25 protein-coding genes are annotated in these 24,036 nt (G+C 62.3%); 10 read left to right on the forward strand and 15 right to left on the reverse strand.

Going from position 1 to position 24,036, the window contains the following annotated elements; all coding sequences use genetic code 11:
• Positions 1-2: 2 nt before the first annotated feature.
• The 8 genes from LDZ28_RS19045 to LDZ28_RS19080 form a co-directional block, all read right to left on the reverse strand.
• Positions 3-1,091 (reverse strand): HlyD family secretion protein, encoded by a 1,089-nt coding sequence (locus LDZ28_RS19045; RefSeq protein WP_244828643.1) that lies wholly within the window; start codon positions 1,089-1,091, stop codon positions 3-5.
• 150 nt (positions 1,092-1,241) lie between these two features.
• On the reverse strand, positions 1,242-2,162 hold the full coding sequence (locus tag LDZ28_RS19050) for a LysR family transcriptional regulator (protein ID WP_244828644.1): 921 nt from the start codon (positions 2,160-2,162) through the stop codon (positions 1,242-1,244).
• Positions 2,163-2,178: 16 nt separating this feature from the next.
• On the reverse strand, positions 2,179-3,384 hold the full coding sequence (locus LDZ28_RS19055; protein ID WP_244828645.1) for an ABC transporter substrate-binding protein: 1,206 nt from the start codon (positions 3,382-3,384) through the stop codon (positions 2,179-2,181).
• A 30-nt stretch (positions 3,385-3,414) separates the two neighbouring features.
• The gene (locus LDZ28_RS19060; protein WP_244828646.1) at positions 3,415-4,134 is read right to left on the reverse strand and encodes an ABC transporter ATP-binding protein; all 720 of its coding nucleotides are present in this window, start codon (positions 4,132-4,134) and stop codon (positions 3,415-3,417) included.
• Positions 4,131-4,877 carry an ABC transporter ATP-binding protein gene (locus LDZ28_RS19065; RefSeq protein WP_244828647.1) on the reverse strand — a complete coding sequence of 249 codons (747 nt, stop codon included), beginning with the start codon at positions 4,875-4,877 and terminating at the stop codon, positions 4,131-4,133. The genes LDZ28_RS19060 and LDZ28_RS19065 overlap by 4 nt, the downstream gene beginning before the upstream one ends.
• Positions 4,874-6,751, reverse strand: a complete 1,878-nt coding sequence (locus LDZ28_RS19070) for an ABC transporter permease (protein ID WP_244828648.1) — start codon at positions 6,749-6,751, stop codon at positions 4,874-4,876. Before LDZ28_RS19070 ends, LDZ28_RS19065 begins: the two co-directional genes overlap by 4 nt.
• A gap of 183 nt (positions 6,752-6,934) precedes the next feature.
• Positions 6,935-7,834 (reverse strand): LysR family transcriptional regulator, encoded by a 900-nt coding sequence (locus tag LDZ28_RS19075; protein ID WP_244828650.1) that lies wholly within the window; start codon positions 7,832-7,834, stop codon positions 6,935-6,937.
• 85 nt (positions 7,835-7,919) lie between these two features.
• Complete coding sequence (locus tag LDZ28_RS19080; protein WP_244828652.1) at positions 7,920-8,882, reverse strand: 2-hydroxyacid dehydrogenase; 963 nt, start codon at positions 8,880-8,882, stop codon at positions 7,920-7,922.
• 419 nt (positions 8,883-9,301) lie between these two features.
• Here LDZ28_RS19080 and LDZ28_RS19085 point away from each other — a divergent pair, with 419 nt between their 5' ends.
• A complete protein-coding gene (locus LDZ28_RS19085; protein WP_244828654.1) occupies positions 9,302-10,681 on the forward strand; it encodes an MFS transporter in 1,380 nt (459 codons plus the stop codon).
• Positions 10,682-10,737: 56 nt separating this feature from the next.
• Here LDZ28_RS19085 and LDZ28_RS19090 read toward each other — a convergent pair whose 3' ends face one another.
• Positions 10,738-11,373, reverse strand: a complete 636-nt coding sequence (locus LDZ28_RS19090; RefSeq protein ID WP_244828656.1) for a TetR/AcrR family transcriptional regulator — start codon at positions 11,371-11,373, stop codon at positions 10,738-10,740.
• Between the two features lie 150 nt (positions 11,374-11,523).
• On the opposite strand from LDZ28_RS19090, the gene LDZ28_RS19095 reads away from it, so the two are divergent.
• From LDZ28_RS19095 to folE, 4 genes are all read left to right on the forward strand, one after another.
• Positions 11,524-11,946 (forward strand): nuclear transport factor 2 family protein, encoded by a 423-nt coding sequence (locus tag LDZ28_RS19095; RefSeq protein ID WP_244828658.1) that lies wholly within the window; start codon positions 11,524-11,526, stop codon positions 11,944-11,946.
• Between the two features lie 37 nt (positions 11,947-11,983).
• Positions 11,984-12,439 (forward strand): VOC family protein, encoded by a 456-nt coding sequence (locus LDZ28_RS19100; protein ID WP_244828659.1) that lies wholly within the window; start codon positions 11,984-11,986, stop codon positions 12,437-12,439.
• 49 nt (positions 12,440-12,488) lie between these two features.
• Positions 12,489-12,707, forward strand: a complete 219-nt coding sequence (locus tag LDZ28_RS19105; RefSeq protein WP_244828666.1) for a hypothetical protein — start codon at positions 12,489-12,491, stop codon at positions 12,705-12,707.
• A 73-nt stretch (positions 12,708-12,780) separates the two neighbouring features.
• Positions 12,781-13,431 carry a GTP cyclohydrolase I FolE gene (folE, locus tag LDZ28_RS19110; protein ID WP_244828667.1) on the forward strand — a complete coding sequence of 217 codons (651 nt, stop codon included), beginning with the start codon at positions 12,781-12,783 and terminating at the stop codon, positions 13,429-13,431.
• Between the two features lie 5 nt (positions 13,432-13,436).
• On the opposite strand, the gene epsC is transcribed toward folE, so the two are convergent.
• Both epsC and LDZ28_RS19120 read right to left on the reverse strand, forming a co-directional pair.
• The gene (epsC, locus tag LDZ28_RS19115) at positions 13,437-14,417 is read right to left on the reverse strand and encodes a serine O-acetyltransferase EpsC (RefSeq protein WP_244828669.1); all 981 of its coding nucleotides are present in this window, start codon (positions 14,415-14,417) and stop codon (positions 13,437-13,439) included.
• A gap of 97 nt (positions 14,418-14,514) precedes the next feature.
• Positions 14,515-14,748 (reverse strand): hypothetical protein, encoded by a 234-nt coding sequence (locus LDZ28_RS19120; protein WP_244828671.1) that lies wholly within the window; start codon positions 14,746-14,748, stop codon positions 14,515-14,517.
• A gap of 280 nt (positions 14,749-15,028) precedes the next feature.
• On the opposite strand from LDZ28_RS19120, the gene LDZ28_RS19125 reads away from it, so the two are divergent.
• Positions 15,029-15,652, forward strand: coding sequence for a DUF3005 domain-containing protein (locus LDZ28_RS19125; protein WP_244828673.1), 624 nt, complete (start codon positions 15,029-15,031; stop codon positions 15,650-15,652).
• Between the two features lie 61 nt (positions 15,653-15,713).
• Here LDZ28_RS19125 and LDZ28_RS19130 read toward each other — a convergent pair whose 3' ends face one another.
• Entirely contained in the window at positions 15,714-15,866 is a 153-nt protein-coding gene (locus LDZ28_RS19130; protein WP_244828674.1) for a hypothetical protein, read from the reverse strand.
• A gap of 185 nt (positions 15,867-16,051) precedes the next feature.
• Here LDZ28_RS19130 and LDZ28_RS19135 point away from each other — a divergent pair, with 185 nt between their 5' ends.
• Entirely contained in the window at positions 16,052-16,510 is a 459-nt protein-coding gene (locus LDZ28_RS19135) for a hypothetical protein (protein WP_244828676.1), read from the forward strand.
• Positions 16,511-16,608: 98 nt separating this feature from the next.
• Here the strand turns inward: LDZ28_RS19135 and LDZ28_RS19140 are convergent, their stop codons facing one another.
• From LDZ28_RS19140 to LDZ28_RS19150, 3 genes are all read right to left on the reverse strand, one after another.
• Entirely contained in the window at positions 16,609-17,547 is a 939-nt protein-coding gene (locus LDZ28_RS19140; RefSeq protein ID WP_244828677.1) for an SMP-30/gluconolactonase/LRE family protein, read from the reverse strand.
• Positions 17,548-17,579: 32 nt separating this feature from the next.
• Positions 17,580-19,166, reverse strand: a complete 1,587-nt coding sequence (locus tag LDZ28_RS19145; protein WP_244828678.1) for an aldehyde dehydrogenase (NADP(+)) — start codon at positions 19,164-19,166, stop codon at positions 17,580-17,582.
• Positions 19,167-19,464: 298 nt separating this feature from the next.
• Positions 19,465-20,997: an MFS transporter gene (locus tag LDZ28_RS19150; RefSeq protein WP_244829721.1), complete on the reverse strand. Its 1,533-nt coding sequence runs from the start codon at positions 20,995-20,997 to the stop codon at positions 19,465-19,467.
• Between the two features lie 264 nt (positions 20,998-21,261).
• On the opposite strand from LDZ28_RS19150, the gene LDZ28_RS19155 reads away from it, so the two are divergent.
• From LDZ28_RS19155 to LDZ28_RS19165, 3 genes are all read left to right on the forward strand, one after another.
• Entirely contained in the window at positions 21,262-21,732 is a 471-nt protein-coding gene (locus LDZ28_RS19155) for a universal stress protein (RefSeq protein ID WP_244828679.1), read from the forward strand.
• A 101-nt stretch (positions 21,733-21,833) separates the two neighbouring features.
• The gene (locus LDZ28_RS19160; RefSeq protein WP_244828680.1) at positions 21,834-22,544 is read left to right on the forward strand and encodes a helix-turn-helix domain-containing protein; all 711 of its coding nucleotides are present in this window, start codon (positions 21,834-21,836) and stop codon (positions 22,542-22,544) included.
• A 136-nt stretch (positions 22,545-22,680) separates the two neighbouring features.
• On the forward strand, positions 22,681-23,979 hold the full coding sequence (locus tag LDZ28_RS19165; protein ID WP_244828681.1) for an SUMF1/EgtB/PvdO family nonheme iron enzyme: 1,299 nt from the start codon (positions 22,681-22,683) through the stop codon (positions 23,977-23,979).
• The last annotated feature ends 57 nt before the right edge of the window (positions 23,980-24,036 follow it).

Below are 24,036 nucleotides of genomic sequence, written 5' to 3' on the forward strand. Positions count from 1 at the left end.
TCTTATCCGCGCGATTTGTCGAGATGAACCTTCACCGTCGCGGAAAGGCCGGGCCGCAACACGTGCTCCATGCCTTTCGGTACGTCCAGACGAATGCGCACCGGCACACGCTGAACGATCTTGGTGAAGTTGCCGGTGGCGTTTTCGGCGGGAAGCACGCTGAAGGTCGCGCCCGTGGCCGGCGCGAGACTTTCGATGTGACCCGTCAGCGGCACGCTCGATGCGTCGAGGTCCACATCGGCTTCATCGCCGGCGCGCATTTTCTTGAGCTGGTCTTCCTTGAAGTTGGCGTCGACCCAGAGGCCCGTGGCGGGCACCACGGTCAACAACGATGTCCCGACGTTCGCGAGCACGCCGACGCGCGCCGTGCGATTTCCCACGTAGCCATCGACAGGCGAACGGATCGTCGTGTATTCGACGTTGAGTTCGGCCACGCGCCGCGCGGCTTCGGCGGTCTCCACGCGCGCTTGCGCGTCCGCAATCTGCGCTTCGATCACCGTCAACTGGCGTTTTGCCGCGACGAGCGATGCGCCGCTGCGATCCATCGCCGCTTGCGCCTTGAGATAGTCGGCATCGGCGCGTTCGACGATCTGGTTCGACACCGCGTCGTCCTTGACGAGTTCCCGATAACGCGAACGGTCGGACGTGCTGCGCGACAATTCCGCCGACGAAGCACGCACTTCCGCCTGCTGCTGGTTGATGACCGCCGCCTGCAACGCGTCCTTGGCGCGCAGTTCATCGACCGCGGCCCGCGCGCTCGACACTTCCGCGTTCGCTTGCGCCAGGCGGGCGTCGTAGTCGCGCGCATCGAGGCGAATCAGCACCTGGCCTGCCTTCACCGGCTGATTGTCCGTGACGAGCACATCCGTCACGAAGCCGTTGACCTTCGGGGCGAGCACGGTGACATCGCCGCCGACGTAAGCGTCGTCGGTGGTCTGCACGAAGCGCAGCACGAGCGCCCAATATGCCGCAGCCGCAATCACGATGATCGCGACAAGCCCTAGCGAGAGCAGCATCCACGGTATCCGGCGCGGCTTCGCGGCCGCTGCGGGCGAAGTGGCCGAAGGAAGATTGGTCGATGGAGTCGTCATTTGCGAGTCGTTGTGCATATGCACGAAAGTGAACGGAATAGCGCGCGTTTCGAGCCGCGCATGATGACTCGAAAGACTATATGTGCATATGCACCCGGTCAACCTGCGCGGCCGACATGAGTGAATAACGCGGAGAGAAAGAATCGGGGATCAGGCGTGCGGGCGGGCTGTTGCGCTTTGGTCCGAGCAGAAACGCACCGCATGTTCGACGAAGGCGCGCACCTTGGCGGGCAAGAGCGTACGCGTGCTGAAGGCAAGCTTGAATTCGATGGCGCCATCGACGAGTTCGTAGGCATCGAGTAACGTCACGAGCCGGCCGGCTTGCACTTCCTCGTGCACGAGGGCGACAGGCAACATGCCGATACCGAAGCCTTCCAGCACCATCGCGCGATTGAAGACGGCGCTGTTCGACGAGGTATCGTAACGCAGCGGCACGATCACGTCCTCGCCACCGATTCTAAACGTCAGCGCCGGTTTGCGGATGGACGCGGACATCGGCACGAAGTCGTGATCGATGAGTTCGGATGGATGACGCGGCGCCGGATGAGCCGCAAGATACGTGGGACTGGCGACGAGCGCAAGCGGAATGGTTTCGAGCAGACGCGTGACCACGGTATCGCTCGACAACATGAACGGCATGACGATACCCAGATCGTAGCCTTCGCCAACGAGATCGACGGGACGCTCGGTCAGCGTCACATCGAGCCGCACTTGCGGATGCTCGCGTCTGAAGCTCGCGATCAACGGGACATAGCGGCTCATCATCACCGTGGTGTGCGCGACGAGCCGCAAGAGGCCTGTCGCCTCGCTCGCGCGATTGGACGCGCGTTCCTCCATTGCCTGAAGTTCGTCGAGAAGCCGCGAGCAGTCGGTGAAGAAGCGCTCGGCGGTTTCGGTCAGCGATATCTGCCGCGTCGTGCGATTGAAAAGCCTGCTGCCCAGGCGCTGCTCCAGGCCCGCGATCGCGCGCGAAACGACCGGCGGCGACAAGCCGAGAATATCCGCCGCGCGCGCGAAGCTCCGCGCCTCCACTACCGTGCGAAAGATCTTCAGGCTTGTCAGGTAGTCCATTTTTAATGTCGATACGTCAGTCGGCGGTCCGCAGTTTCTTCACTTCGTCGTCGGATGGCTGCACGCTCGCGCCGTCGATATAACGATACGACGTCATCACGCCCTTGCCGTCCTTGAGCGCGGTGACGCCGACATACGCGCCCATCGTCGATTGATTGTCCTGCTTGCGGTACGTGATCGGTCCGAACGGCGAATCGACGCCAAGGCCCTTGAAAGCGGCCGCGAGCTTGTCGGGATCGGCGGAACCGGCTTTCTTCAGGCCGTTGGCAAGCGACATCATCGCGGTATAACCGACCACGGAACCGAGCCGCGGATAGTCGTGATACTTCGCCTCGTAGTCCGCGACGAACTTCTTGTTGGCGGGGGTATCGATGGAATACCACGGGTAGCCCGTCACCACCCAACCGACCGGCGCTTCAGCGCCCAACGGATCGAGATAATCAGGCTCGCCCGTCAGCAACGACACCACCGCGCGATCCTTGAACAAGCCACGCGTATTGCCTTCGCGCACGAACTTGCCGAGGTCGGCGCTAAAGAGCACGTTGAAGATGGCGTCGGGCCTGGCGTCGGCGAGCGCTTGCGTCACCGCGCCCGCATCCACCTTGCCGAGCGGCGTCGCTTGTTCGGCGACGAACTCCACATCCGGCTGCGCGGCCTTGAGCAGACGCTTGAAGGTCGCCACGGCCGATTGTCCGTACTCGTAATTCGGATACACCAGCGCCCAGCGCTTTTTCTTGAGCTTCGCGGCTTCGGGCACGAGCATCGCCACTTGCATATAGGTCGATGGCCGCAGCCGATACGTGTACTTGTTGCCATCTTGCCAGACGATCTTGTCCGTCAAGGGCTCGGCGGCGAGGAAGAAAATGCGCCGCTGCTTGGCGAAGTCCGAGAGCGCGAGGCCAGTGTTGGACAAGTAGCCGCCGAAGAGCAGTTGCACCTGTTCGCGCGCGATGAGTTCCTGCGCGACGCGCACCGTATCGCCCGGATTACCGTTGTCGTCGCGCGAGACGACTTCGAGCTTGTTGCCGTTGATGCCGCCCGCCGCGTTGATCTCGTCGAGCGCCAGATTCCAGCCGTTCTTGTACGGCATGAGAAACGCAGGCTGCGCCTTGTAGCTATTGATCTCGCCGATGCGAATGGTGTCGGCGTGCGCGCCGAGGGTCACGCTCATGGCGGCGGAAGTCAGGGTCAGGCGAATCAGCGTGCCTGCTCGGGTAATCATCAAGCGTTCTCCTTTGGTCGATTCGTTCCGTCAGACGCCGAGCAAGTCGCGTCGCGCGGTGCCGTCGCGCACGAAATCGCGCATCGCGCCCGCATAGCGCACTTGCCCTTTCTCCAGCACATACGCGCGGTCGCAGACGCGTTCCGCGAAGTTCAGATTCTGCTCGGACAGCAGGATCGACAAGCCCTCGCGCTTCAGTTCGAGGATCATGTCGGCCATTTGCCGCACGATCACCGGCGCAACGCCTTCCGATGGCTCGTCGAGCAACACGAGGCGCGGATTGCCCATCAGTGTGCGCGAAACCGTGAGCATCTGCTGCTCGCCGCCGCTCATGCGGCTGCCGCGCCGCTCGCGCATCTCGCCAAGGTTCGGAAATACGCGAAAGAGCTTGTCCGGCGTCCACTGCGGCGCACCTTCGCGCGGCGGCTGGCGTCCCGTGTCGAGATTTTCCATCACCGTGAGATCGCCGAACACGCGCCGGTCTTCCGGCACGTAACCAAGGCCCATGCGCGCGATACGATAAGGCGCCATGCCCGCAATGTCCTCGCCCATGAAGCGAATGGTGCCCGATGTCCGCGCGAGCATGCCCATGACCGCTTTCATCGTCGTGGATTTGCCCGCGCCGTTACGGCCCATCAACGCGACGACTTCGCCGCGCCCCACTTCGAAGCCGACATCGAACAGAATCTGCGCGCGGCCATAGTATGCGTTCAAGGCCTCGACCTTGAGGAGCGCGTTCGATCGACTCATTCGCTGCCCTCCCCGAGATAGACTTCGCGCACGCGCGGATCGTCGCGTACGGTGCGCGCGTCGCCTGCCGCGATCAGCTTGCCGCGCGCCAGCACGATCAACCGGTCCGCATATTCGAACACCACGTCCATGCTGTGCTCCGTGAACAGCACGCCGATATCGCGCTCCCTTGCAAGCCGCGCCGTCAACGCCATTAGCGCGTGACGCTCTTGCGGCGCCATGCCTGCGGTGGGCTCATCCATTAACAGCAGCTTCGGTCGATTCGCAAGCGCGATCGCCAGTTCGACGCGTTTCACATCGCCATACGCCAAGACCGCGCAACTACGGTTCGCGTGCGACGTCATGCCGACGAGTTCGAGCAGTGCGAGCGCTTCATCCTCGCGCCACGCGGCCACGCGCGCAAACGGATTGAACACGCGACGCTCGCGCGATAACAACGCCATTTGCACGTTTTCGAGCACCGTCATCGAATTGAACGTGGCGGCAATCTGAAACGTGCGCCCGACGCCCAGCCGCCAGATATCGCGCGGACGCTTGCCCGCGATCTCGTGACCGTCGAAACGGATCGATCCCGACGAAGGCTTCAACTGCCCGTTGATCATGTTGAAGCACGTCGACTTGCCCGCGCCATTCGGCCCGATGAGCGCAAGCAACTGGCCCGCCGCGAGATCGAACGACACGCTATCGACAGCCTTGACGCCGTCGAACGATTTCGAAAGATGCTCGATGCGCAAGAGCGTCATTGCGCCTTCCCAAAACGTTCGCGCGTAAAGCCCACGATGCCCTGCGGAAACGCGATCACGAACAGCAGGATCACGCCGCCGAGCAGCGCCTGCCAGTAGTCGGTCTGACGCGCGACGGTGTCCTGCAGCCACGTGAAGAGTGCGGCGCCGACGACAGGCCCGGATAGCGTCTGTATGCCGCCGAGCAGGACCATGACGAGACCATCGACGGATCGGGAGACGCTGATCGCATCCGGCGAGATATTGCCTTTGGAAAAGGCATAGAGCGATCCGGCGAGACCGCACACGAGCGCCGCGACGACGAACGCCATCCATTGAACGCGCATGACGTCGATGCCGATTGCTTCCGCACGCAACGGCGAATCGCGGCCGGCGCGCATGGCGAGGCCGAGCGGCGCGAACAGCATGCGCCTCAACAGCCATACGCCGAAGATCGCGAACACGAGCGTCAAATAGTAGAACGCAACCGGCGACGCCAGCCACGCCGCTGGCCAGATACCGAGCACACCATTGCTGCCGCCGGTGACTTCATCCCATTGGTACACGACGGACCATACGATCTGCGCGAACGCGAGCGTGAGCATGGCGAGATAGACGCCCGACAAGCGCACGCAGAACCAGCCGAACACGATCGCGCCGACGCCTGCCATGAGCGGGCCGAGCACGAGCGACACTTCCATCGGCCACGAAAAGAGCTTCAGGAAAAGGGCCGCGCCATAGGCGCCTAAGCCGAAATAAGCCGCGTGCCCGAACGAATGCATGCCGCCCGGTCCCATGATGAAATGCAGGCTCGCGGCGAACAACACGGCGATAAAGATTTCGACGAGCAACACGGGCATGTAGGGAAACGCGCCAGCGGCGAGCGGCGCAAGCGCCAGCAAGACGATGACGCCCGCTGCTGCGATTTTCAGGCGGCGCGTGGCGGGACGAAGCGGCGTATCGGCGGGCGCGGCAGTGCGCGCGATGGCTTGCGGACGGCCGAAGAGTCCCCACGGACGCAACACGAGCACCACAGCCATCACGACGAACTCCGCGACGAGCGTGAATTTCGACAGGGAAAAGTCGATACCGCCGAGCGACACATGCCCGATGCCAATGCATAGCGCCTTGATCTCCGCAATCAGCAAGGCAGCGACGAACGCGCCGGGTATCGAACCCATGCCGCCCACGACGACCACGACGAACGCGTTGCCGATAGTCTCCAGATCGAGCGAGAGATTCGCCGACATGCGCGGCACTTGCAGCGCGCCGCCCAGCCCCGCGAGAAACGCGCCCGCGAAAAAGACACCGGTGAAAAGCCACGCCTGATTCACGCCGAGCGCGCCGAGCATCTCGCGGTCGGCGCTTGCTGCGCGCACGAGCGTGCCCCAGCGCGTGCGCGTCAGCGCCCACCACAACACCGCGAGCACGAGCGGGCCGATGCACATCAGCGCGATGTCATACGAAGGCAACGCGTGACCGAGCAATTGCACGGCGCCCGCGAGATGCGGCGCGCGCGGACCGAACAGGTCTTCGGGGCCCCAGAGATAGAGCGCGGCATCGCGAAAGATCAAAACCAGCGCAAAGGTTGCGAGCAGGTGGAACAACTCGGGCGCGCGATAGATGCGCCTCAACACGCCGACTTCGATCAGCGCGCCAAGCACGCCGATGACGAGCGCCGCCGCCAGCACCGACATCCAGAAGCCCGCGACGCTCTGTCCGAAACGGCTCGTCAGGCTGTACGCGACGTACACGCCGAGCATGTAGAGCGAGCCGTGCGCGAAGTTGACGATGCGCGTCACCCCGAATATCAGCGATAAACCCGAGGCGACGAGAAAGAGCGCGGAGGCATCGGCGAAACCGTTGACGAGTTGGACGAGCAAGTTGGCGAGCATCGGGCGCGGTCGGGAGTCGGCTTGAATCGGCTTGAATCGGGCTGAGTCGTGCGTTGGGCGAGCGAGCCGTCATTATCGATGAAATGCACGCTTCGGCCTTATTGCATCAAAAAGCGGCGCGCGGGAAACCAATTCGAGCGCTGCTTTTGAAGCTCGCATGGGCGCTTGGGGCGCAAGCGTCGATCAATCCTGCACCCGGCTCGCGAAGTGATCCGCGGCCATGAGTCTGAAGGCCGTCACAGCGGGATTATCCTGATCCACGCGCCATGCCATGCTCATTTCCGCCTGCACGTGATTGTTGGCGATATGCCTGAACTCGACGTTGTCGTAATGAAAGCGCTGCGCCGACGCCGGCAGGATGCTAAGACCAAGCCCCGCGCGCACGAGCGAGAGAATGGTGGGCGTCTGGTCGATATATTGCGTGAAATGCGGGTTCACTTCTTCCCTCGCGAGCATGCCCATGATGCGGTCGCAGAAGTATTTGCCGTGAACCGGCGAGTGCATGATGAACGGCTCTTGATCGAGTTGCGGCAGGGCGATCTCGTCATAAGCGCATAGCTCGTGACCGGCGGGCAGCGCGACGATCAGCGGCTCTTTGTCGATGAGCAGAAATTCGAGCTGTTGCCGCGAAGGCAAGGGCCGCAGAAAGCCGAGGTCGATGGTATTGGCCGCGAAGGCCTCGATCTGCGCGACGGAAACGAGTTCGAGCAGGACGACATCGATATCGGGCAGCGCGTGCTTGGCCGCGACGAGCAGTTGCGGAATCAACTCGTAGCCGGCTGCGCCCGTGAAGCCGAGCCGCACGCGTCCCGTCTTGCCCTTGCTCGCGCGCCGCACCGTGCTTTCCGCTTGCTCAGAGAGATTCAGGAGGCGCGCGGCATCGGCAAGGAAGACACGCCCTTCCGGCGTCAGTTTGACCGTGCGGCCAACGCGTTCGAACAACATGACGCCGAGATTCTCTTCAAGCAGATGAATCTGCCTGGAAAGCGGCGGCTGCGTCATGTTGAGCAGCGCAGCCGCACGCCTGAAGTTCAGTTCCGTCGCGGCGGCGACGAAGCAACGCACTTGTCCGAGATCGAGCATGCGGAATCGACTTTGACGAAATAGCCGATCATTATAGGTCGAGGCTCGCGAGTGGCTCCTGCGTTGCTTTACGGCCGTGCATGCATCAGGTCGTCAGGCTGCCTTCGGGACGCTGCCCGGCAAGCGCCTGCGCGATGCTCGACAGGACCATCTCGCCCATGGCCGTGCGCGATTCCACCGTCGCGCTCGCGCGATGCGCCTGCAACACCACGCGGTCCATGCCGAAGAGTTCGGCGGGCACGTTGGGTTCATCGACGAATACGTCGAGACCCGCGCCCGCGATCACGCCGCCCTGCAACGCCTGCACGAGATCGCTTTCCACCACGAGCTTGCCGCGCGCGATGTTGATGAGATAGCCGTCGCGGCCCAGGGCGTCCAACACGGCTGCATCGACGATGCCTTGCGCTTTATCGGCGGCTGCGGCAAGCACGAGGATGTCGCTGTCGCGCGCGAGTTGCAGCAGGTCGGGCACAAAGCGATGCGCAATGTCGTCCATGGCGCGTACATCGGTATAGGCGACAGGACAGCCGAACGCCGCGGCGCGCACGGCGATGGCGCGCCCGACCTTGCCCATGCCTACAATACCCACGCGCTTGCCGCTGAAACGGCGTGACAGCGGAATCGCAGCGGGGCTCGGGTTTTCAGGCCACTTGCCGGCCTTCACGAAGTCGTTGCCCGGACAGATTTCACGCAACACCGTGAGAATCAGGCCAATGGCGAGATCCGCGACGTCCTCGGTCAAGGCGCCGAAGGTGGCTGTGACCGGAATGCCGCGCGAACGGGCGTACGCGAGATCGACGGCATCGGTGCCCACGCCATTGACCGCGATCACCTTGAGCGCGGGCAGTTTGTCGACGAGATCGTTGGAGATGCCCGTATGGCCGCCCGTGATGACGCCTTCGATCGCAGCGCCATGCTCGCGGATATACGCGTCCTTATCGTCCACCTGAAAGAGACGATGCATGATGTAGAGCGACTCCAGCGTCTCGTTGATCGCGGGAACGAGGATGGGGTTCAGTTGCAGAATGCTCGGCTTCGTCGGCTTCAATTGGGTGGCTCCTTTGGGTCGTGTCTCGCCTGCCATGCGCCAGGCCGCGATGTCGACGGATCATGTCGCCTTTTGCATGGCGCGTCCAATCCCAAAGCGCTATCAACTGATACCGTTATTGGCGTGCTCTCAAAGGTATCGCTCGATCGATTCAATCCGGGAATCAGGTAATAGCAATAAAAGATTGGACGCCCAAAATCACCACCCCGACAATGGGTTCACCGGCAGGAACACCATAAAAAAGCCTTGCATACAGATCGGAGACACAGCTTGAAAACACGCCGCTTCTTTTCCCCTTCTGCATCGCATTCCACCCAGTCGGTCTATCTCGGCGGCAACGCGCGCTGAAATTCATCTGTTGCAGCATCGCGCGGAAAAGGCGTCGAAGCGCTGAAGCCGTATGAACCGGAGGAAGACGAATGAACAATGCCGACAGCGTCGCGGGCGCGGCGAAAGCAGAACCGATCGCGGAGAAACGAACCAGCCATCGCTGGGTAGTGATGGGCCTGATCTTCTGCATCTGGGCCATAGCGTGCGCGGACCGCGCCAACTTCGGCTTCGCTTTGCCGTATCTCAAGAAGGAATATCACATCTCCAATTCGGAAGCGGGGATGATCGTCAGTCTCTTTTCCTTCGCTTACGGTTTCGTGCAGATTCCGGTTGGCCTGCTCTACAAACGGCTCAGTGAACGCACCACGGGCATTCTGTTTTCCGTCTTCATGCTGCTGACATCGGTCTTCACGGGCTTGATGGGAACGACGTCCTCGGTATTGCTTCTGATGACGTATCGCGTGGGTCTGGGGCTGTCGGAAGGGCCGCTCGGCATTGGCTGCACGAACGTCATCAACCGCTGGTTCCCGACGCGCGAAAAAGGCACGGCAGCAGGACTCTGGATCGCCGCATCGAAGCTCGGACCGTTGATCGTGCCTTCGGTGTGCATCATCGTGATCCAGCTTTGGGGCTGGCGCGAAATCTTTTATGTGTTCGCCATTCCGGGCATTCTCTTTGCCGTCGCATGGATGTTTCTCGTCACGAATTCGCCGAGCGAAAACCGCTTCTGCTCGCCCGCGGAACGCCGCTATATTCTCGATGAATCCGCCACCGATGGCTCGACCGGCAAGCTTGTGCGCCGTGGCGAAATGGAGCCCATGCCCTGGCTCGACGGCATCAATCGCACGAAGCGCGTGGCGCCGCTGGAAACGGTCGGGCAAGTGTTCCGCTCGTGGAATATCTTCGGCATTGCGCTGGGCTATGGCTGCATGATCGGCATCAGCAACATCTTCATCTCGTGGATCCCCACGTATCTCGTCACCGTGAAGGGCTTTGCCTCGGTAAAGATGGGTTTTCTGGCTTCGGCGCCGTTCATCGGCGCGGTGGCGGGCAACATGCTCGGCGGCCTGATCTCCGACCGTCTGCTCGGCGGCCGCCGCAAGCCGATGATGATGCTCGGCGCGCTCGGCACCATGCTCATGATGTTCGCGCTCATCGACGCGCCGGACAGCGTGGTCTATCTCGGCGCGGCGTTGATTCTCTCGGGCCTCATGCTCGGCATCGGCTTCGCGGGATACTCGGCGTATCCCATGGGACTTGCAAGCAAGGCGACGTATCCGACTGCATTCGGTATCGTCAATTCGCTCGGGCAGATAGGCGGCGCGTGCGCACCGCTCGCGGTGGGCTTCCTGCTCGACAGCTATAGCTGGACCAGTGTGTTCCTTTACATGCTCGGGACCTCGCTGCTTTGTCTGTTGCTGTTGTTCAGCGTGGTCGAGCCTGCGTCGGGAAAAATAGAACGAGTGTAACCAGCGTTCGCTTCTGCCAAGGGCCGCGATTCTCTCGCGGCCTTTTTTCATGGCGATTACAAACCGTTCTCCACCATCGTGAGCAAGCGCTCGGCAAGCGGTTCGATGGCTTTGCCGGGCAATCCCTGCAACGGCCCTTCGATCAGCAAGAGCGCGAAGCCATGCACCGCGCTCCACGCGAGATACTCGGCTTCTGGCCGGCTTGACGGATCGAGCGCGCCGGCATCCACCATCTCATCGAGGGCGCGGCTCAACAACTGAAAGGGATCGAGCCCGCCCGGCCCCACGCCATACGAGGCTTCATGCTCGCCCCACTCGGTTGGCGGCGCGGTGAACGCGGTGCGAAAGAGACCCGTCTCGGTCTGCGCGAAACGCAGATAACCCACGCCGACCGCGCGTAGCCCCGCCTTCGCGGCATCGGCACGCTTGCGCTTTTTCGGCCGCGCGGCGAGTTCTTCCTCCATTGCTTGCGCGACCGCCGATAACGCCGCGGAACGCACGGCCGTCAACAACTCCTGTCTACTTCCGAAGTGACGATACGCGGCGTTCGGCACCACGCCCGCGCGCCGCGTGACTTCGCGCAGCACGATGGCGTCCGGCCCGCCGTCGCGTGCGAGCGCAATGCCGGCATCGATCATTGCGCGGCGCAAATCGCCATGTCGATACGTGCTGCGCGGCTTGGCTTTTGTCATTTTTATAAGCGAGGCTTTACCTATGTGGACACTGTCCATTATCTCTGCTATTTTTTGTGGACGGTGTACACAAACAAAAATATCGCCTGAAACAAAGGCTGTGTCGTTGCATTGTCACGACTCAGGTTCAACGTCATCGAGGAGAAGGTCATGGTCGTCAAGAACGAACGTGCGCAAGATGAAGCACGCATCCGTGAACTCACGGAATCGTGGCGTCAGGCCGTGCTTGCAAAAGACGCGGCTGCGCTCGTGACTCATTACGCGACGGATGTCGTCGTGTTCGATGTCGTGCCGCCCGCATCCTTCAAAGGCGTCGAGCTGTATCGCGAGCATTGGCAGCCCTGGTTCGACAGCATCAGCGGCCCGCTCGTGTTCGAGGTGCGCGATCTGCACGTGGCGGTGAGCGGCGATCTCGCCTTCGCGCATGCGGTGAATCGCGTGGCCGCGGGCGGGCGCGACGACATCGTGCGTGCAACCGTGTGCTTCAGAAGAATCGACGGCGACTGGCGCGTTGTGCACGAACACGCGTCGGTGCCATTGACAATGGACATGGACCCCGACGAGTCCCAGTAATTCACCTGGCAACTCACGCATTACTCAAGGAGCAGACATGCAAGTGCAACCCTATTTGTTCTTCGAAGGCCGCTGCGAAGAAGCGATCACGTTTTATCGCGAGAGTCTCGGCGCACAAGTGCTGATGATGATGCGCTTTCGCGACAACCCTGACGCCGGCAAATCCGGCAGCGGCAACGAGGCCGCGAGCGGTTGCGGCATGCCGCCCGGATCGGAAGACAAGGTCATGCATGTGGCCTTCACCGTGGGCCAGTCCATGCTGATGGCGTCCGACGGCATGTGCAGCGGCAAGCCGAATTTCCAGGGCGTGTCGCTGTCCATTTCTACGGAAGACGAGCAGGAAGCCGAAAAGTTCTTCCACGCACTATCGGACGGCGGACAGGTGCAGATGCCGCTCACGCAGACGTTCTTCGCCAAGCGCTTCGGCATGGTGCAGGACAAGTTTGGCGTGTCGTGGATGGTGGTTGGCGGCGCGGAAAACAAACCCGCTTAGGTATAGCTCTTGCGCGCTTCTGGTCGTAACTTAATCGAGGAGAAGCGCCATGACTAATGCAGGCAGCAACAATTACGCGGGACGTTCGCAAGAGGAGCGCATCGAGCAGCGCAAGGGCGAGAAGCAGCCCGCGCAGGAGCAACCGGGCGGCCATCTGGCCGAACCGGGCACCGAGCCTGACAAAGACAACAGTAGCGGCACGCTCACCGAAGACGGCAAGCAAGTCTGGCGGACGGGCTCAGGCATCGACGGTGGAGGAAAGACCTGACCCCTGATAGGGTCCGAAAACATGGAACAATACAGGGGTGCTATCCGCACTTTCGATGTGAAAGGAGCTAATAATGAGCGCCCCGCGCAAAACCCATTTTTCCGATTCGGACATCCACGCTAAACCGGCCGATCGTCCGTCCCGCGAGGAAGCCGAAGCCGCCGTGCGCGTTCTCTTGCGCTGGGCGGGCGACGATCCGCGTCGCGAAGGCCTGCTCGACACCCCGGCGCGTGTCGTGCGGTCGTATGAAGAGTTCTTCGCCGGCTATCAGCAAGACCCGCATGAAATCCTTGCCCGCACTTTCTCCGAAGTGCAGGGCTACGACGAGATGATCGTCCTGAAGGACATCCGCTTCGAGAGCTATTGCGAGCATCACATGGTGCCGATCATCGGGCGGGCGCACGTCGCGTATCTGCCCCGAGAACGCGTGGTCGGCATTTCCAAGCTCGCGCGTCTGGTCGACGCCTTCGCCAAGCGCCTTCAGATTCAAGAGAAGATGACCGCGCAGATTGCCGATACGCTCAACGAAGTGCTGCAACCGCTCGGTGTCGGCGTGATTCTGGAAGCCGCGCATCAATGCATGTCGACGCGCGGCGTGCACAAGGCGGGTGTGTCGATGGTTACGTCGCGCATGCTCGGCTCGTTCCGCGACGACCCATCGACGCGGCGTGAGTTCTTGTCTATCGTCGGCACTCAAAGCGTGTTCAACGTCTCGAACACTTAGAGCTATCAAGCGCCGTAACCGTTGCTCGGTGAATCGGCGCCGCTGCCTTCGCGGATCTTGCCCTGCGAAACGCTGCTGCCCGGCGGCACGCTGTGCGTGAGCCAAACGTTGCCGCCGATTACCGAGCCCTTGCCGATGACCACGCGCCCGAGAATGGTCGCGCCCGCGTAGATCACGACATCGTCCTCGACAACCGGATGCCGCGCGTTGCCTTTCACGAGCACGCCGTCGCTGCTGGACGGAAAGCTCTTTGCGCCCAGCGTCACGGCCTGATACACGCGCACATGCCGGCCGATCACGGCCGTTTCGCCGATCACCACGCCTGTGCCGTGATCGATGAAGAAGCTCGGCCCGATGGTCGCGCCCGGATGAATGTCGATACCCGTCAGCGAATGCGCGATCTCATTGATAAAGCGCGCGAGCAGCGGCACGCCCAACCGATGCAACGCATGCGCGAGCCGGTGATGCGTCATCGCCCAGATGCCGGGATAGCACAGCAGAATCTCGGTGATGTGCTGCGCGGCGGGGTCGCCCGTGAAGGCAGCCTGAATGTCGCTGACGAGCAGCGCGCGAATCTCCGGCAACTGCGAGCCGAACTCGCGCGCAATGGCGAACGCTTGCGCCGTGACCTCCGCTTCGCCCGTCTCACGATGCTCGGGCAAGAAGCGCAGCGCGCGGCGAATCTGCTCATGCAAGAGACGCAGGGTAGTTTCCAGCGTCTGGCCGACATAGTAGTCGACGCTTTCATCGGTCAGATCGGGCGCGCCGTAGTGCGTGGGAAAGAGCGCGGAGCGCAGGCCGTTGACGATCCTCACGATCGCCTCGCGCGAAGGCAACTCACGTATGCCAAGCGGATGCCGCGTGCGATGCAGTTCCTCGCGCGATTGGCGTAAGTCGGCGACGATGCGCGACAAGCCCCATTCGTGGGGCGCGTGAGTGGAAGAATCGGATGGCGCTGCCTGCTCGGGTAAGGACTTGTTCTGCATGTCTTCTGGGCTGGCGTTCGGAGGCCGCGCAGTGGCGGCGGATGAACGCTAAGCGTAAACGGTTTTGCGCAAGCGTGCTGCGTGTACGGCCCGCGGATTAAACGGTAACGTGACTTGCGTCAATCCATCGGACGGCCCAATCGCGGCCGTGCGCGATGGCTTCCCCCTCGTTGCGAAATCGCAAGTCCGCAGGGAAGAATCGGTTCGCAACGAGCTCGCCGTCGCTGGATCGCGAAATCACGACGTACGGCTGATAATTGCCATCCCCCGTCCTGGCTGGCGCACAGTTGAGTAGATAGCCTCGATGTGAAAAGGCTGCATCTTGTTGCATGAGTCACCTGTGTGAAGTGCCCTGCTCGTTCGTATGACTTGCTCAACCAGCAGCCGTACTGGACACGCCCTCCTTGTTGCTCGCGTCCCGCATTCGCGCTTTGCTGCCAGCAGGTTCCAAATAATACTTGCAGGAAATCCGCTTGGCATTGAAAAAAAAGCCTTAAAAATTCGATGAGGATTGAGTGTCCCGCCTGCAAGGGCTGGAGTTCCGTCGCCAAATTTCCGGAACGAGTCTTGCGTGAAGAAAAACGGTTTAGCCAGTTCCCAAGGAGCAGGAAATGAATAACGCCGAATCCAACGAGTCCCAAGATAAGCAAGCCGATCGCGCCGCCGACAGCCCGATCAAGACGCCGAGCGCGGAGACTGCGCGCGTGAACATGAGCGATGCAAAGAAGGCCGAGTCCGGCCGCGAGGCGCATGCAGGCGCGGGCGCGGGCGCGGGCGCGAAGCAGGAAAGCGCGGGCCAGGCCGACCGCAATATCGGACCGCTCGGCACGCCGGAATCGCGGCCGCGCGGCATCGACGTCGCCAACGACGAGACCCTCGACGACACCGTCGATGCCGATGGCAAGAACATCCAGGCGAAGCGCTATGAGCAGATGCAGGCCACCGATCCGGATGCCGTCATCAATTCGAACGCGACGCATGCCAACCATGTCGCCGAGCAAGGCGACGGCTTTGGCGGATTCGACAGCCGGCCAGGTCGCAACGGAATATTGCTGGCGCTAGATCACGGTTATCGCGTGATCGACCGCGGGATGGTGCCGCCAAGCATTCGCGCCGTCGAGGAAAATCAGGTTTACGTGAGCCGCGATGCACATGGCAACACCTTGCGTGGCCGTAAGCATTACGCCCTGAATCACATGCGGCCTTCGCGGCTTTTCGAAATCGACAAGTCGTAACGTAGCGCGACGCCACGCTGGCGTGACGCCACTAAAAGCCACGCGCGAAGCGTGGCTTTTTTCATTTCTTCTGATCTTTCTCTTCATCCGGCTCGATACGCGTGACGCCGCCGGTTGCTGGCGGGTCGCTTGCCGGGAAAGTATCTTCCACGGCTTTGTCGACGTCTTCCTCGTCGCGCTCGGAGTGAGGATTCTGCTCTTTCTGGTTGCTCATGTTCGGCTCCTGTCGTGGTGAAAGCTGATGTTCAGCGAGCAACGCGTGTTCCTCCGACGAACGATGATCGCTCAGGCACACCGTATGCTAAGGTCATACAGCGAAAAAACGCCTGTGAACAGGTATGAGAACGACAGCGCGGATACCGCGTTAATCGACTAAAGCGCGACCAAGGGGAAGAACAAATGGCCACGATCGAAGCCTACGAAAGCTACGCGAGCAACACCGCCGCATCCGTCCCAACTGACCACACGCGTCCTCCTGAGCCGCGCACGGCGGCCGGACAGCGCTTCAGATCCGCGCTCGTGTGCCTTGGCGCGGCGTACGCGCTGTCATGGGCCGAGCTTGCGCTAGCTATCGCGATTGGATTTCCCGGCGATGCGGCGAGTCATCCGCTCGCTGCATCGATTGTCTCGCGCTTGCTTGTCGGCTTGCTTTATCTGTGCGTCGCCGCGCGGCTGCAGTGGGCGCGCTGGATGACTGTCGCGCTCGGCTTCGTGTCCGTCATGTTCGTGGCGCCGACCATCGCCCTGCAATGGCATGCGTTGCCGACCGGCGCGGTCATTTGCGGTGCGGCACTGGTATGCAAGCTCGCGGCATCGCTCTATCTCGTCTCGCGGATGCCGCCGCGCGCTACAGCCTGAATCGCGTAGGCCCTGCGCTCGGTGCCGGGACACGTTCAGATTTTAAGAAAGCATCGGCTTGAACGCGCCGCGCTTCCACACGGCGCATTCTGAATGGCTTAACCGCCTTTTGCGCCCTGCGTATTCACATAAAGCGCGTACAGGCCGTGACTTGCCGCCATGAACAGCCGGTTGCGATGCCTTCCCCCAAAACACACGTTCGCGCAACGCTCCGGCAAATCGATATGTCCGATCGCCTCGCCTTGCGGCGTGAAGACGCGCACGCCGTCTAGTTCCGCGTCGCCCATACCCCAGCCACACCAAAGATTGCCGTGGATATCCACGCGAAAGCCATCCGGCGTACCGCGTGCGGCGTCGATGACGAGGCGCGGTTCGCCTAGCTTCCGGCCGTCGTCGAGCACATCGAACGCGTGAATCGTGCGTGGCGACGAACGCGATTCGACGACATACAGCACCGACTCATCGGGCGAAAAAGCCAGCCCGTTCGGCCCGATGAAGCCATCGAACACGAGCGTGACCTCGCCGCTTTGGCCGTCGACGCGATACACCGCAGGCTTTAATTGCGCCGTCTGCTTTTCGCCTTCGTAATAGCCGTCGATGCCGAAAGGCGGATCGCTGAACCAGATCGAGCCGTCCGACTTCACGACCACATCGTTCGGCGAATTGAGCGGCTTGCCCTGGTATTGATTCGCGAGCACGGTGATCGAACCGTCGTACTCGGTGCGCGTCACGCGCCGGGTGAGATGCTCGCACGTGACGAGCCGCCCTTCGCGATCGCGCGTGTTGCCGTTCGCATTATTCGACGGCTTGCGGAATTCGCCGACCTGCCCGCTTTCTTCGTCCCAGCGCAGGATGCGGTTGTTCGGAATGTCGCTCCACAGCAGATAGCGGCCATCGCCGAACCAGACCGGGCCTTCCGACCATCGCGCGCCCTGATACAGACATTCCACCGACGCCGATGCCAGCCTCAACGCATTGAAGCGCGGGTCCAGCACGCGGACGGCAGGGTCGGGATAGCGGCGCTCGTTGCTTGTCATGCTTGGGGTCTCCTCGGTTTGGCTCAAGTGGATCAATTCGGTCCCAGCTCGCCATCGCGAAGGCGCCAGAGATTGAGCGGGTTGTCATCGGCAAGCGATTCGGGCAAGAGCGCTGCCGGCAAATCCTGATAGCACACCGGCCGCAGAAACCGTTCGATCGCCATCGCGCCGACCGAAGTCGCACGGCTGTCGGAAGTCGCCGGGTACGGGCCGCCGTGCACCATCGCGTACGACACCTCGACGCCGGTCGGAAAGCCGTTCGCCAAAATGCGGCCCACTTTGCGTTCGAGCACGGGCATGAGCCGGCGCGCGAGATCGATGTCGTCGTTGTCCATCAGCAAGGTCGCGGTCAACTGGCCTTCCAAACGACGCGCGACGTCGATCATCTCGTCCTCGCCCTGACACACGACGATGATCGACGTGGGCCCGAAAATTTCGTCGGCGAGCTGCGGCACGGTCAAGAACTGCTCCGCCGTCACGCGATACAGCGCCGGCAACGCGCCGCCCTTGCCACCTGCGCCACCTTCCTGCTTGCCCGTTGCAATGCGTTCCGCGCCCGTCGCGTCGCGTTCCTTCACGCCGTTCGCGTAGGCGTCGGCGATGCCCGCGGTCAGCATTGTCTGCGTGCCCTTCTTTTCGAGCGCGGCCGCTGCGTGATCGATGAAATCGTCGAGATCGGAATCCGCCAGCGCGATCACAAGGCCGGGATTCGTACAAAACTGGCCGACGCCCAATGTCACCGAATCGATATAGCCCGAAGCGAGCGTATCGCCGCGCTTGGCGAGCGCGCCCGGCAAAGCGAAGACCGGATTCACGCTGCTCATTTCGGCGAAAACGGGAATCGGCTCGGGGCGCTTCGCCGCGATGTTCACGAGCGCGAGGCCGCCGCGGCGCGAGCCCGTGAAACCAACCGATTTGATCGCGGGATGCGCCACCAGCGCCTCGCCGATGGCATTGCCCGCGCCGACCACCAGCGAGAACACGCCTTCGGGCAGGCCACTGTCGGCAACGGCTTTCTGGATCGCGCGTGCCACGAGTTCGGACGTGCCGAGATGAGCCGGATGCGACTTGACGACGACAGGACAGCCCGCCGCGAGCGCCGACGCCGTGTCGCCGCCCGCGACCGAGAACGCCAGCGGAAAATTGCTAGCGCCGAACACGGCAACCGGACCGACCGGAATCTTTTGCAAACGCAGATCGGAGCGCGGCAACGGCTTTCTGTCGGGTTGGGCGGAATCGAGCGTGGCGGCAAGCCATCGGCCTTCACGCACGAGCGACGCGAAGAGCCGCAGTTGTCCGACCGTGCGCGCGCGTTCGCCTTCGATTCGCGCCTTCGGCAACGCGGATTCCGCGTGCGCACGGTCGATCAGCGTATCGCCGAGCGCGATGATGTTGTCCGCGATCGCTTCGAGAAACTGCGCGCGGGTTTCCAGCGGCGCGAGACGATACGCGTCGAATGCGGCATCCGCGAGTTCGCAGGCACGCGCGACTTCGGCGTCGCCGCCACCGCCGAAGACGGGTTCGAGTTCGATGTCGCGTGCGGGATCGAAGGCGCGCAGCGTGGCGTCGGTGCCTCGTACGGCCGATGCGCCGATCAGCATTTCGCCGGTGATCTTCATGTCAGCTCCTTGTATCGATGAGGCCGGATGCGCCTTCTTTCATTAAATCCGAGGGCGCGCGGCAATGAACGTGTCGACGAACGGGCGCAGTAAGCGTGCCGCATGCGGCGCTGCGCGTCTTGATTCCAGTGACCGGCGACGCGAGGGAAGCGTTCCGCGAATGCATGAGCGACGCGTGTCGTAGCTGCGGTGATCGCGTCGAAAAGCTAGCACACTGGCGCCAGAAAGGTACCAAACCGTGGAAGGCGCAACCGATCGTACTTCGAGCGCGGCAGCCGTTCAGCCTGACCGCCGCGCCTTACGCCGCGTCTTTCGCCGAAGCCCCAGCCCGCCGAAAAGTGATATGCGAAATCCGCCGCACGAGCAACGCCGCCACCAGCGCGGCCACTGCGGTCAACATCACGCCAATGTGAATGGACTGCACGAGCGCGTCGCGGGCGGCATCGAAGAGCGCGGGAGCATCGAGCCCGGCCGTGCGCAGTTCGGACAGCAGTGTGTCGCGCAACGCTTCATCGACGAGAATGCGCGGGTCGATAAAACGCGGCCGCCACTGCGACGCCGCGCTCGTACCCAGAACGCTGATCGTGCGCGAAACCACGCTCGCGTAATGATGCGCGACGATCGTCCCGACGATACTCGTTCCGAGCATCCCGCCGACCATGCGTGTGGACTGCAAGAGCGCCGTCGTGATGCCGAAACGCTCGCGCCCCGCGATCTCCTGCCCGAAGATGTTCATGTTGTTGAGCACGAAGCCCAAACCAATGCCGACCGCGCCCATCGGCAGCTCGATATACAAATAGGGCGTCGTTTCCTGCGCGAAGGCAAGCGCCACCGACGCCAGCATCAGCAGCGTGAAGCCGATGGTGAGGATCATCGTCGGCTTGCGCAAATGAATGACGATACGCGTGTTGATGAAGCTGCCAAGCGCAATGCACGCGGCAATCGGCGTGGCGAGCAACCCCGCCTCCTGCGGCGAAAGGCCGAAGCCGCCCTGCAGCAAAAGCGGCGCGAAGAAGATCAGCGAGAACATGACGAAGCCGGCGAGGAACGACAGCGTGAACAACGTGACGAGTTGTGGCTCACGAAAAATATCGAGCGGGATGATCGGATGCGTCGCGCGCCGCTCGCAGATCAGAAGCGCCGCCGCGCCCACGATCACCGCGCCGCCGAGCGCGAGATTGCCAGCCGACAGTCCGCCTTTCGGCAGTGCCTCGATCAACGCCTGAAAACCGCCGAGCACGAGCGCGACGAGCACGGCGCCGGGCCAGTCGATCTTCACGCCGCCTTCACGCGGCCGATGCAGATTCGGCAAATGCGCCCAGATGAAGTACAGCGCCAGCGCGCCGACCGGCAAGTTCACGAGAAAGGTCGAGCGCCAGCCCCAGTGCTGACTCATCCAGCCGCCGAGCGACGGCCCCGCCGCCGTGCCTATGCCGTATGCCGCCGCCAGCACCACCTGCCAGCGCACGCGGGCACGCGGATCGGGGAAGAGATCGGGGATCGCGGCGAACGCGGTGCCGACCATCATGCCGCCGCCCACGCCCTGCAAGCCGCGCGCAAGCGCGAGAAACAGCATGTCCGGCGCAAGTCCGCACAGCACCGACGCCACGGTGAACGTGATCACCGCGGCGATCACGAAACGCTTGCGGCCGAAGTAATCGCCGAGACGTCCGAACACGGGCACCGTCACCACCGACGCCAGCAGATACGCGCTCGCGATCCACGCGTAATACTCGAAGCCGTGCAGTTCCGCGACGATAGACGGCAGCGCGGTGCTCACCACGGTCTGATCGAGCGCCACGAGCATGTTGACGAGTCCGATGCCGAGCATCGCGTAAAGCGCGGTTTTGAAGGCGAGTGCTGGCGGCTGTGTTTCGGTCATGCGGCGGGCTGGGGAAAACGAGTCGGAGGAACGCCCGTGGAATTTTTAAGCGGGCGCTGATGTCAGAAAGACGAATTGTACGGGTTAGCTTGCGGCAGATCGACTCAGCGCAAAATTAACCGCACGTCTTCGGACTACTCGCGCGCTATGCTGGAAGCGCCTTCTCGCCGTGCAATCCACGGTGAAACATCGACCGGGAAAGAGGAAAACGTCATGTTCAAACGCATTGTCGTCGCCATCGACGGAAGCCGGACTTCACAGCGCGCCTTCGAAATCGCGCTCGATCTCGCTGTCACGCATCAGGCCGTCGTGCAGCCGTATTACGTCGTCGAGAGCGGGGCCGTGTATTTCGACGTGCCCGGCTACGATCCGAGCCAGTTGCAGAAAACGCTGGCGGAGGAAGGCTCCGACCTTGCTCGACAGGCGGCGGACGCGCTCAGGCAACGCGGCATCGAAGGGCAGGTCGTGACCGTCGAGGCCACCGCGAGCGACGACATTGCGATGCTTATCACCAAGGCCGCCGTCGACTTCAACGCCGATGTGCTGATCATGGGCACGCACGGACGCAAAGGCTTTCAGCGCCTGCTTCTTGGCAGCGTTGCGGAGCGATGCCTGCGGCAAGCCACGCTGCCCGTTTTGCTAATTCCCTCGGCAGCCAGCGCGGAAGGCGACGAGAGCGCCTGACCACGGACTAGCGCAAACGGATGCGCGGCATTTTGTCGCCAGGGTTAACAATCCCGCGATGGGACAATGGTTTTTGTCATCCATCAACAAAAGCGGTCGCCATGTCCGACATTTTTCCCTCGCGGCGCAATCTGGCTCAGTGCTCGACCTGCGCCATGCGCCATCTCTGCATGCCCGAAGGCCTGAACGCTCGTGACATCGCCAAGCTCGAACATGTGATCTCGGTTACGCGTTCGGTGCGGCGTGGCGAAGCGCTCTACCGTGCGGGCACTCCGTTCGATTCGCTGTTCGCGTTGCGCTCGGGGTCGATCAAGACCGTGGTCATCCGCGAAGGCGGACGCGAACAGGTCACGGGCCTCTTGCTGGCGGGCGACGCGCTCGGGCTCGACGGTATCGGCGAAGGCGAGCATGCCTGCGACGCAATCGCGCTCGAAGACAGTTCCGTGTGTGTCATTCCGTATGCGCTTTTCGAGCGCATGTGCCGCGAAACCGACACCCTGCAAAAGCGGATGCTTCGCATGCTCGGACAGGCTATCAATCGCGAGGCGGATCATGTCCTGCAACTCGGCCTGCTGCGCGCCGAAGAGCGCGTTGCGCGCTTGCTGCTCGATCTGTCCATGCGGCTCGCCAAGCGGGGGTATGCCACGGCGGAGTTCACGTTGCGCATGACGCGGGACGATATCGGCAGCTATCTCGGCATGACGCTTGAAACCGTGAGCCGCACGCTCTCGCGTTTCGACAAGCTCGGCCTCATCGAAGCGAAGGGCAAATCTATTCGCATCAACGATTTCGAACGCCTGCGCAGCATCTGACGTCAAGCCTTGCGCGGCGCGCCTTGCGCCGCGATTGTTAGCCAAAACGCGCATAAACCGCGTGGATTTTTCAGTTGGCACGCGGTTCGCTACGCTTTAATCTTTCTGATTGGCCAAGCCACGGAGATTGGGCGACATGAATCGCGAACCTTCCCTGCGTCACCCGTTGCTCGACCGGCTCGCCGAGGCGCGTCGCGTGACCGACGAATTGTTCGATATCGTCAAGCCGGAGCATCTTTACGACCGGCCGATTGCCGAACGGCATCGCATCGTTTTCTACATCGGGCATCTCGAAGCCTTCGACCGTAATCTGCTCGACAAACGGCTCTTCGACCTGCCGGACTTCAATCCTGCCTACGACCAACTCTTTGCTTTCGGCATCGATCCGGTCGATGGCGGCTTGCCCACCGATCAGCCCGCCGACTGGCCCACGCTCGCCGAAGTGCGGGCGTATCGCGACCGCGTGCGCGCGGATATCGACGCGCAATTCGATCCGGTGACCATCGCCGCACGGCCGCTTTCCGCCGACGAATCACCCGCGCAGTTGCTGGAGGTCGCAATCGAACATCGGCTGATGCACGCCGAAACGCTTGCCTACATGCTGCATCAATTGCCAGTCGATAGAAAAATCGCGCCGGCGAATGCGATTTCGCAGCGAAACTCCGAACGTGAACTTTCCCACGAGACGGTGAGCGTGCCGGCCGGAACGGCGACACTCGGGCTGACGCGCCAAGGCGGCATGTTCGGTTGGGACAACGAGTTCGGCCAGGTTCGCGTGGACGTGCCTGCGTTCGAGATCGACCGTCACATGGTGACGAACGGCGACTATTTGCGCTTCATCGATGCCGGCGGCTATTGGAATCGTGCCTATTGGACCGATGCCGACTGGGCGTGGAAGGAGGAGCAACGCGTGGCGCATCCGGCCTTCTGGATTCCCGCCGAAAGCGACAGCTCCGATGGCTGGCGACTGCGCACGATGTTCGAGGAAATCGAGCTGCCGCTCGACTGGCCGGTGTACGTGAGTTATGCCGAGGCGAACGCCTATGCGCGCTGGGCCGGCAAGGCGCTGCCGAGCGAGGCGCAATGGCAGCGCGCGGCGGAGGGCGCGCCGCACGAAGTGGAAGGCAACTTCGACTTCCGGCGCTGGGACCCCTCACCCGTGCAGGCGTATCCGGAGAATCGCAGCGGCTTTGGCGTCGAAGGCCAGTTTGGCAATGGCTGGGAATGGACCTCGACGGTCTTCGGGCCGCTCGAAGGCTTCGAGCCCTTCCCGTTCTATCTCGGCTATTCGGCCAATTTCTTCGACGGCAAGCACTTCATCATGAAGGGCGGCTCACCGCGTACCGCGGCATGCATGTTGAGACCGAGTTTTCGCAACTGGTTTCAAGGGCATTACCAGTACGTCTACGCCGGGTTTCGCTGCATAAGTGCCTGAACGCCTGATTGCCTGACGTGCATCGCGCAGACGAAAACGCCGCCGGTCCCATTGCGA

Source organism: Caballeronia sp. TF1N1, from assembly GCF_022878925.1.
Taxonomy (GTDB): Bacteria; Pseudomonadota; Gammaproteobacteria; order Burkholderiales; family Burkholderiaceae; genus Caballeronia.

What these genes read in the sequence shown, in the direction of transcription:
- LDZ28_RS19150 (WP_244829721.1), bottom strand. Translation starts at nt 20,997, where the DNA reads ATGCTCGGCATCGGACTCGTCAACATGCTCGTGGCGCTCGATCAGACC.
- LDZ28_RS19050 (WP_244828644.1), bottom strand. Translation starts at nt 2,162, where the DNA reads ATGGACTACCTGACAAGCCTGAAGATCTTTCGCACGGTAGTGGAGGCG.
- LDZ28_RS19155 (WP_244828679.1), top strand. Translation starts at nt 21,262, where the DNA reads ATGTTCAAACGCATTGTCGTCGCCATCGACGGAAGCCGGACTTCACAG.
- LDZ28_RS19140 (WP_244828677.1), bottom strand. Translation starts at nt 17,547, where the DNA reads ATGACAAGCAACGAGCGCCGCTATCCCGACCCTGCCGTCCGCGTGCTG.
- LDZ28_RS19160 (WP_244828680.1), top strand. Translation starts at nt 21,834, where the DNA reads ATGTCCGACATTTTTCCCTCGCGGCGCAATCTGGCTCAGTGCTCGACC.
- LDZ28_RS19075 (WP_244828650.1), bottom strand. Translation starts at nt 7,834, where the DNA reads ATGCTCGATCTCGGACAAGTGCGTTGCTTCGTCGCCGCCGCGACGGAA.
- LDZ28_RS19055 (WP_244828645.1), bottom strand. Translation starts at nt 3,384, where the DNA reads ATGATTACCCGAGCAGGCACGCTGATTCGCCTGACCCTGACTTCCGCC.
- LDZ28_RS19070 (WP_244828648.1), bottom strand. Translation starts at nt 6,751, where the DNA reads ATGCTCGCCAACTTGCTCGTCCAACTCGTCAACGGTTTCGCCGATGCC.
- epsC (WP_244828669.1), bottom strand. Translation starts at nt 14,417, where the DNA reads ATGCAGAACAAGTCCTTACCCGAGCAGGCAGCGCCATCCGATTCTTCC.
- LDZ28_RS19045 (WP_244828643.1), bottom strand. Translation starts at nt 1,091, where the DNA reads ATGACGACTCCATCGACCAATCTTCCTTCGGCCACTTCGCCCGCAGCG.
- LDZ28_RS19085 (WP_244828654.1), top strand. Translation starts at nt 9,302, where the DNA reads ATGAACAATGCCGACAGCGTCGCGGGCGCGGCGAAAGCAGAACCGATC.
- LDZ28_RS19135 (WP_244828676.1), top strand. Translation starts at nt 16,052, where the DNA reads ATGGCCACGATCGAAGCCTACGAAAGCTACGCGAGCAACACCGCCGCA.
- LDZ28_RS19145 (WP_244828678.1), bottom strand. Translation starts at nt 19,166, where the DNA reads ATGAAGATCACCGGCGAAATGCTGATCGGCGCATCGGCCGTACGAGGC.
- LDZ28_RS19130 (WP_244828674.1), bottom strand. Translation starts at nt 15,866, where the DNA reads ATGAGCAACCAGAAAGAGCAGAATCCTCACTCCGAGCGCGACGAGGAA.
- LDZ28_RS19090 (WP_244828656.1), bottom strand. Translation starts at nt 11,373, where the DNA reads ATGACAAAAGCCAAGCCGCGCAGCACGTATCGACATGGCGATTTGCGC.
- LDZ28_RS19100 (WP_244828659.1), top strand. Translation starts at nt 11,984, where the DNA reads ATGCAAGTGCAACCCTATTTGTTCTTCGAAGGCCGCTGCGAAGAAGCG.
- folE (WP_244828667.1), top strand. Translation starts at nt 12,781, where the DNA reads ATGAGCGCCCCGCGCAAAACCCATTTTTCCGATTCGGACATCCACGCT.
- LDZ28_RS19165 (WP_244828681.1), top strand. Translation starts at nt 22,681, where the DNA reads ATGAATCGCGAACCTTCCCTGCGTCACCCGTTGCTCGACCGGCTCGCC.
- LDZ28_RS19065 (WP_244828647.1), bottom strand. Translation starts at nt 4,877, where the DNA reads ATGACGCTCTTGCGCATCGAGCATCTTTCGAAATCGTTCGACGGCGTC.
- LDZ28_RS19060 (WP_244828646.1), bottom strand. Translation starts at nt 4,134, where the DNA reads ATGAGTCGATCGAACGCGCTCCTCAAGGTCGAGGCCTTGAACGCATAC.
- LDZ28_RS19125 (WP_244828673.1), top strand. Translation starts at nt 15,029, where the DNA reads ATGAATAACGCCGAATCCAACGAGTCCCAAGATAAGCAAGCCGATCGC.
- LDZ28_RS19120 (WP_244828671.1), bottom strand. Translation starts at nt 14,748, where the DNA reads ATGCAACAAGATGCAGCCTTTTCACATCGAGGCTATCTACTCAACTGT.
- LDZ28_RS19105 (WP_244828666.1), top strand. Translation starts at nt 12,489, where the DNA reads ATGACTAATGCAGGCAGCAACAATTACGCGGGACGTTCGCAAGAGGAG.
- LDZ28_RS19095 (WP_244828658.1), top strand. Translation starts at nt 11,524, where the DNA reads ATGGTCGTCAAGAACGAACGTGCGCAAGATGAAGCACGCATCCGTGAA.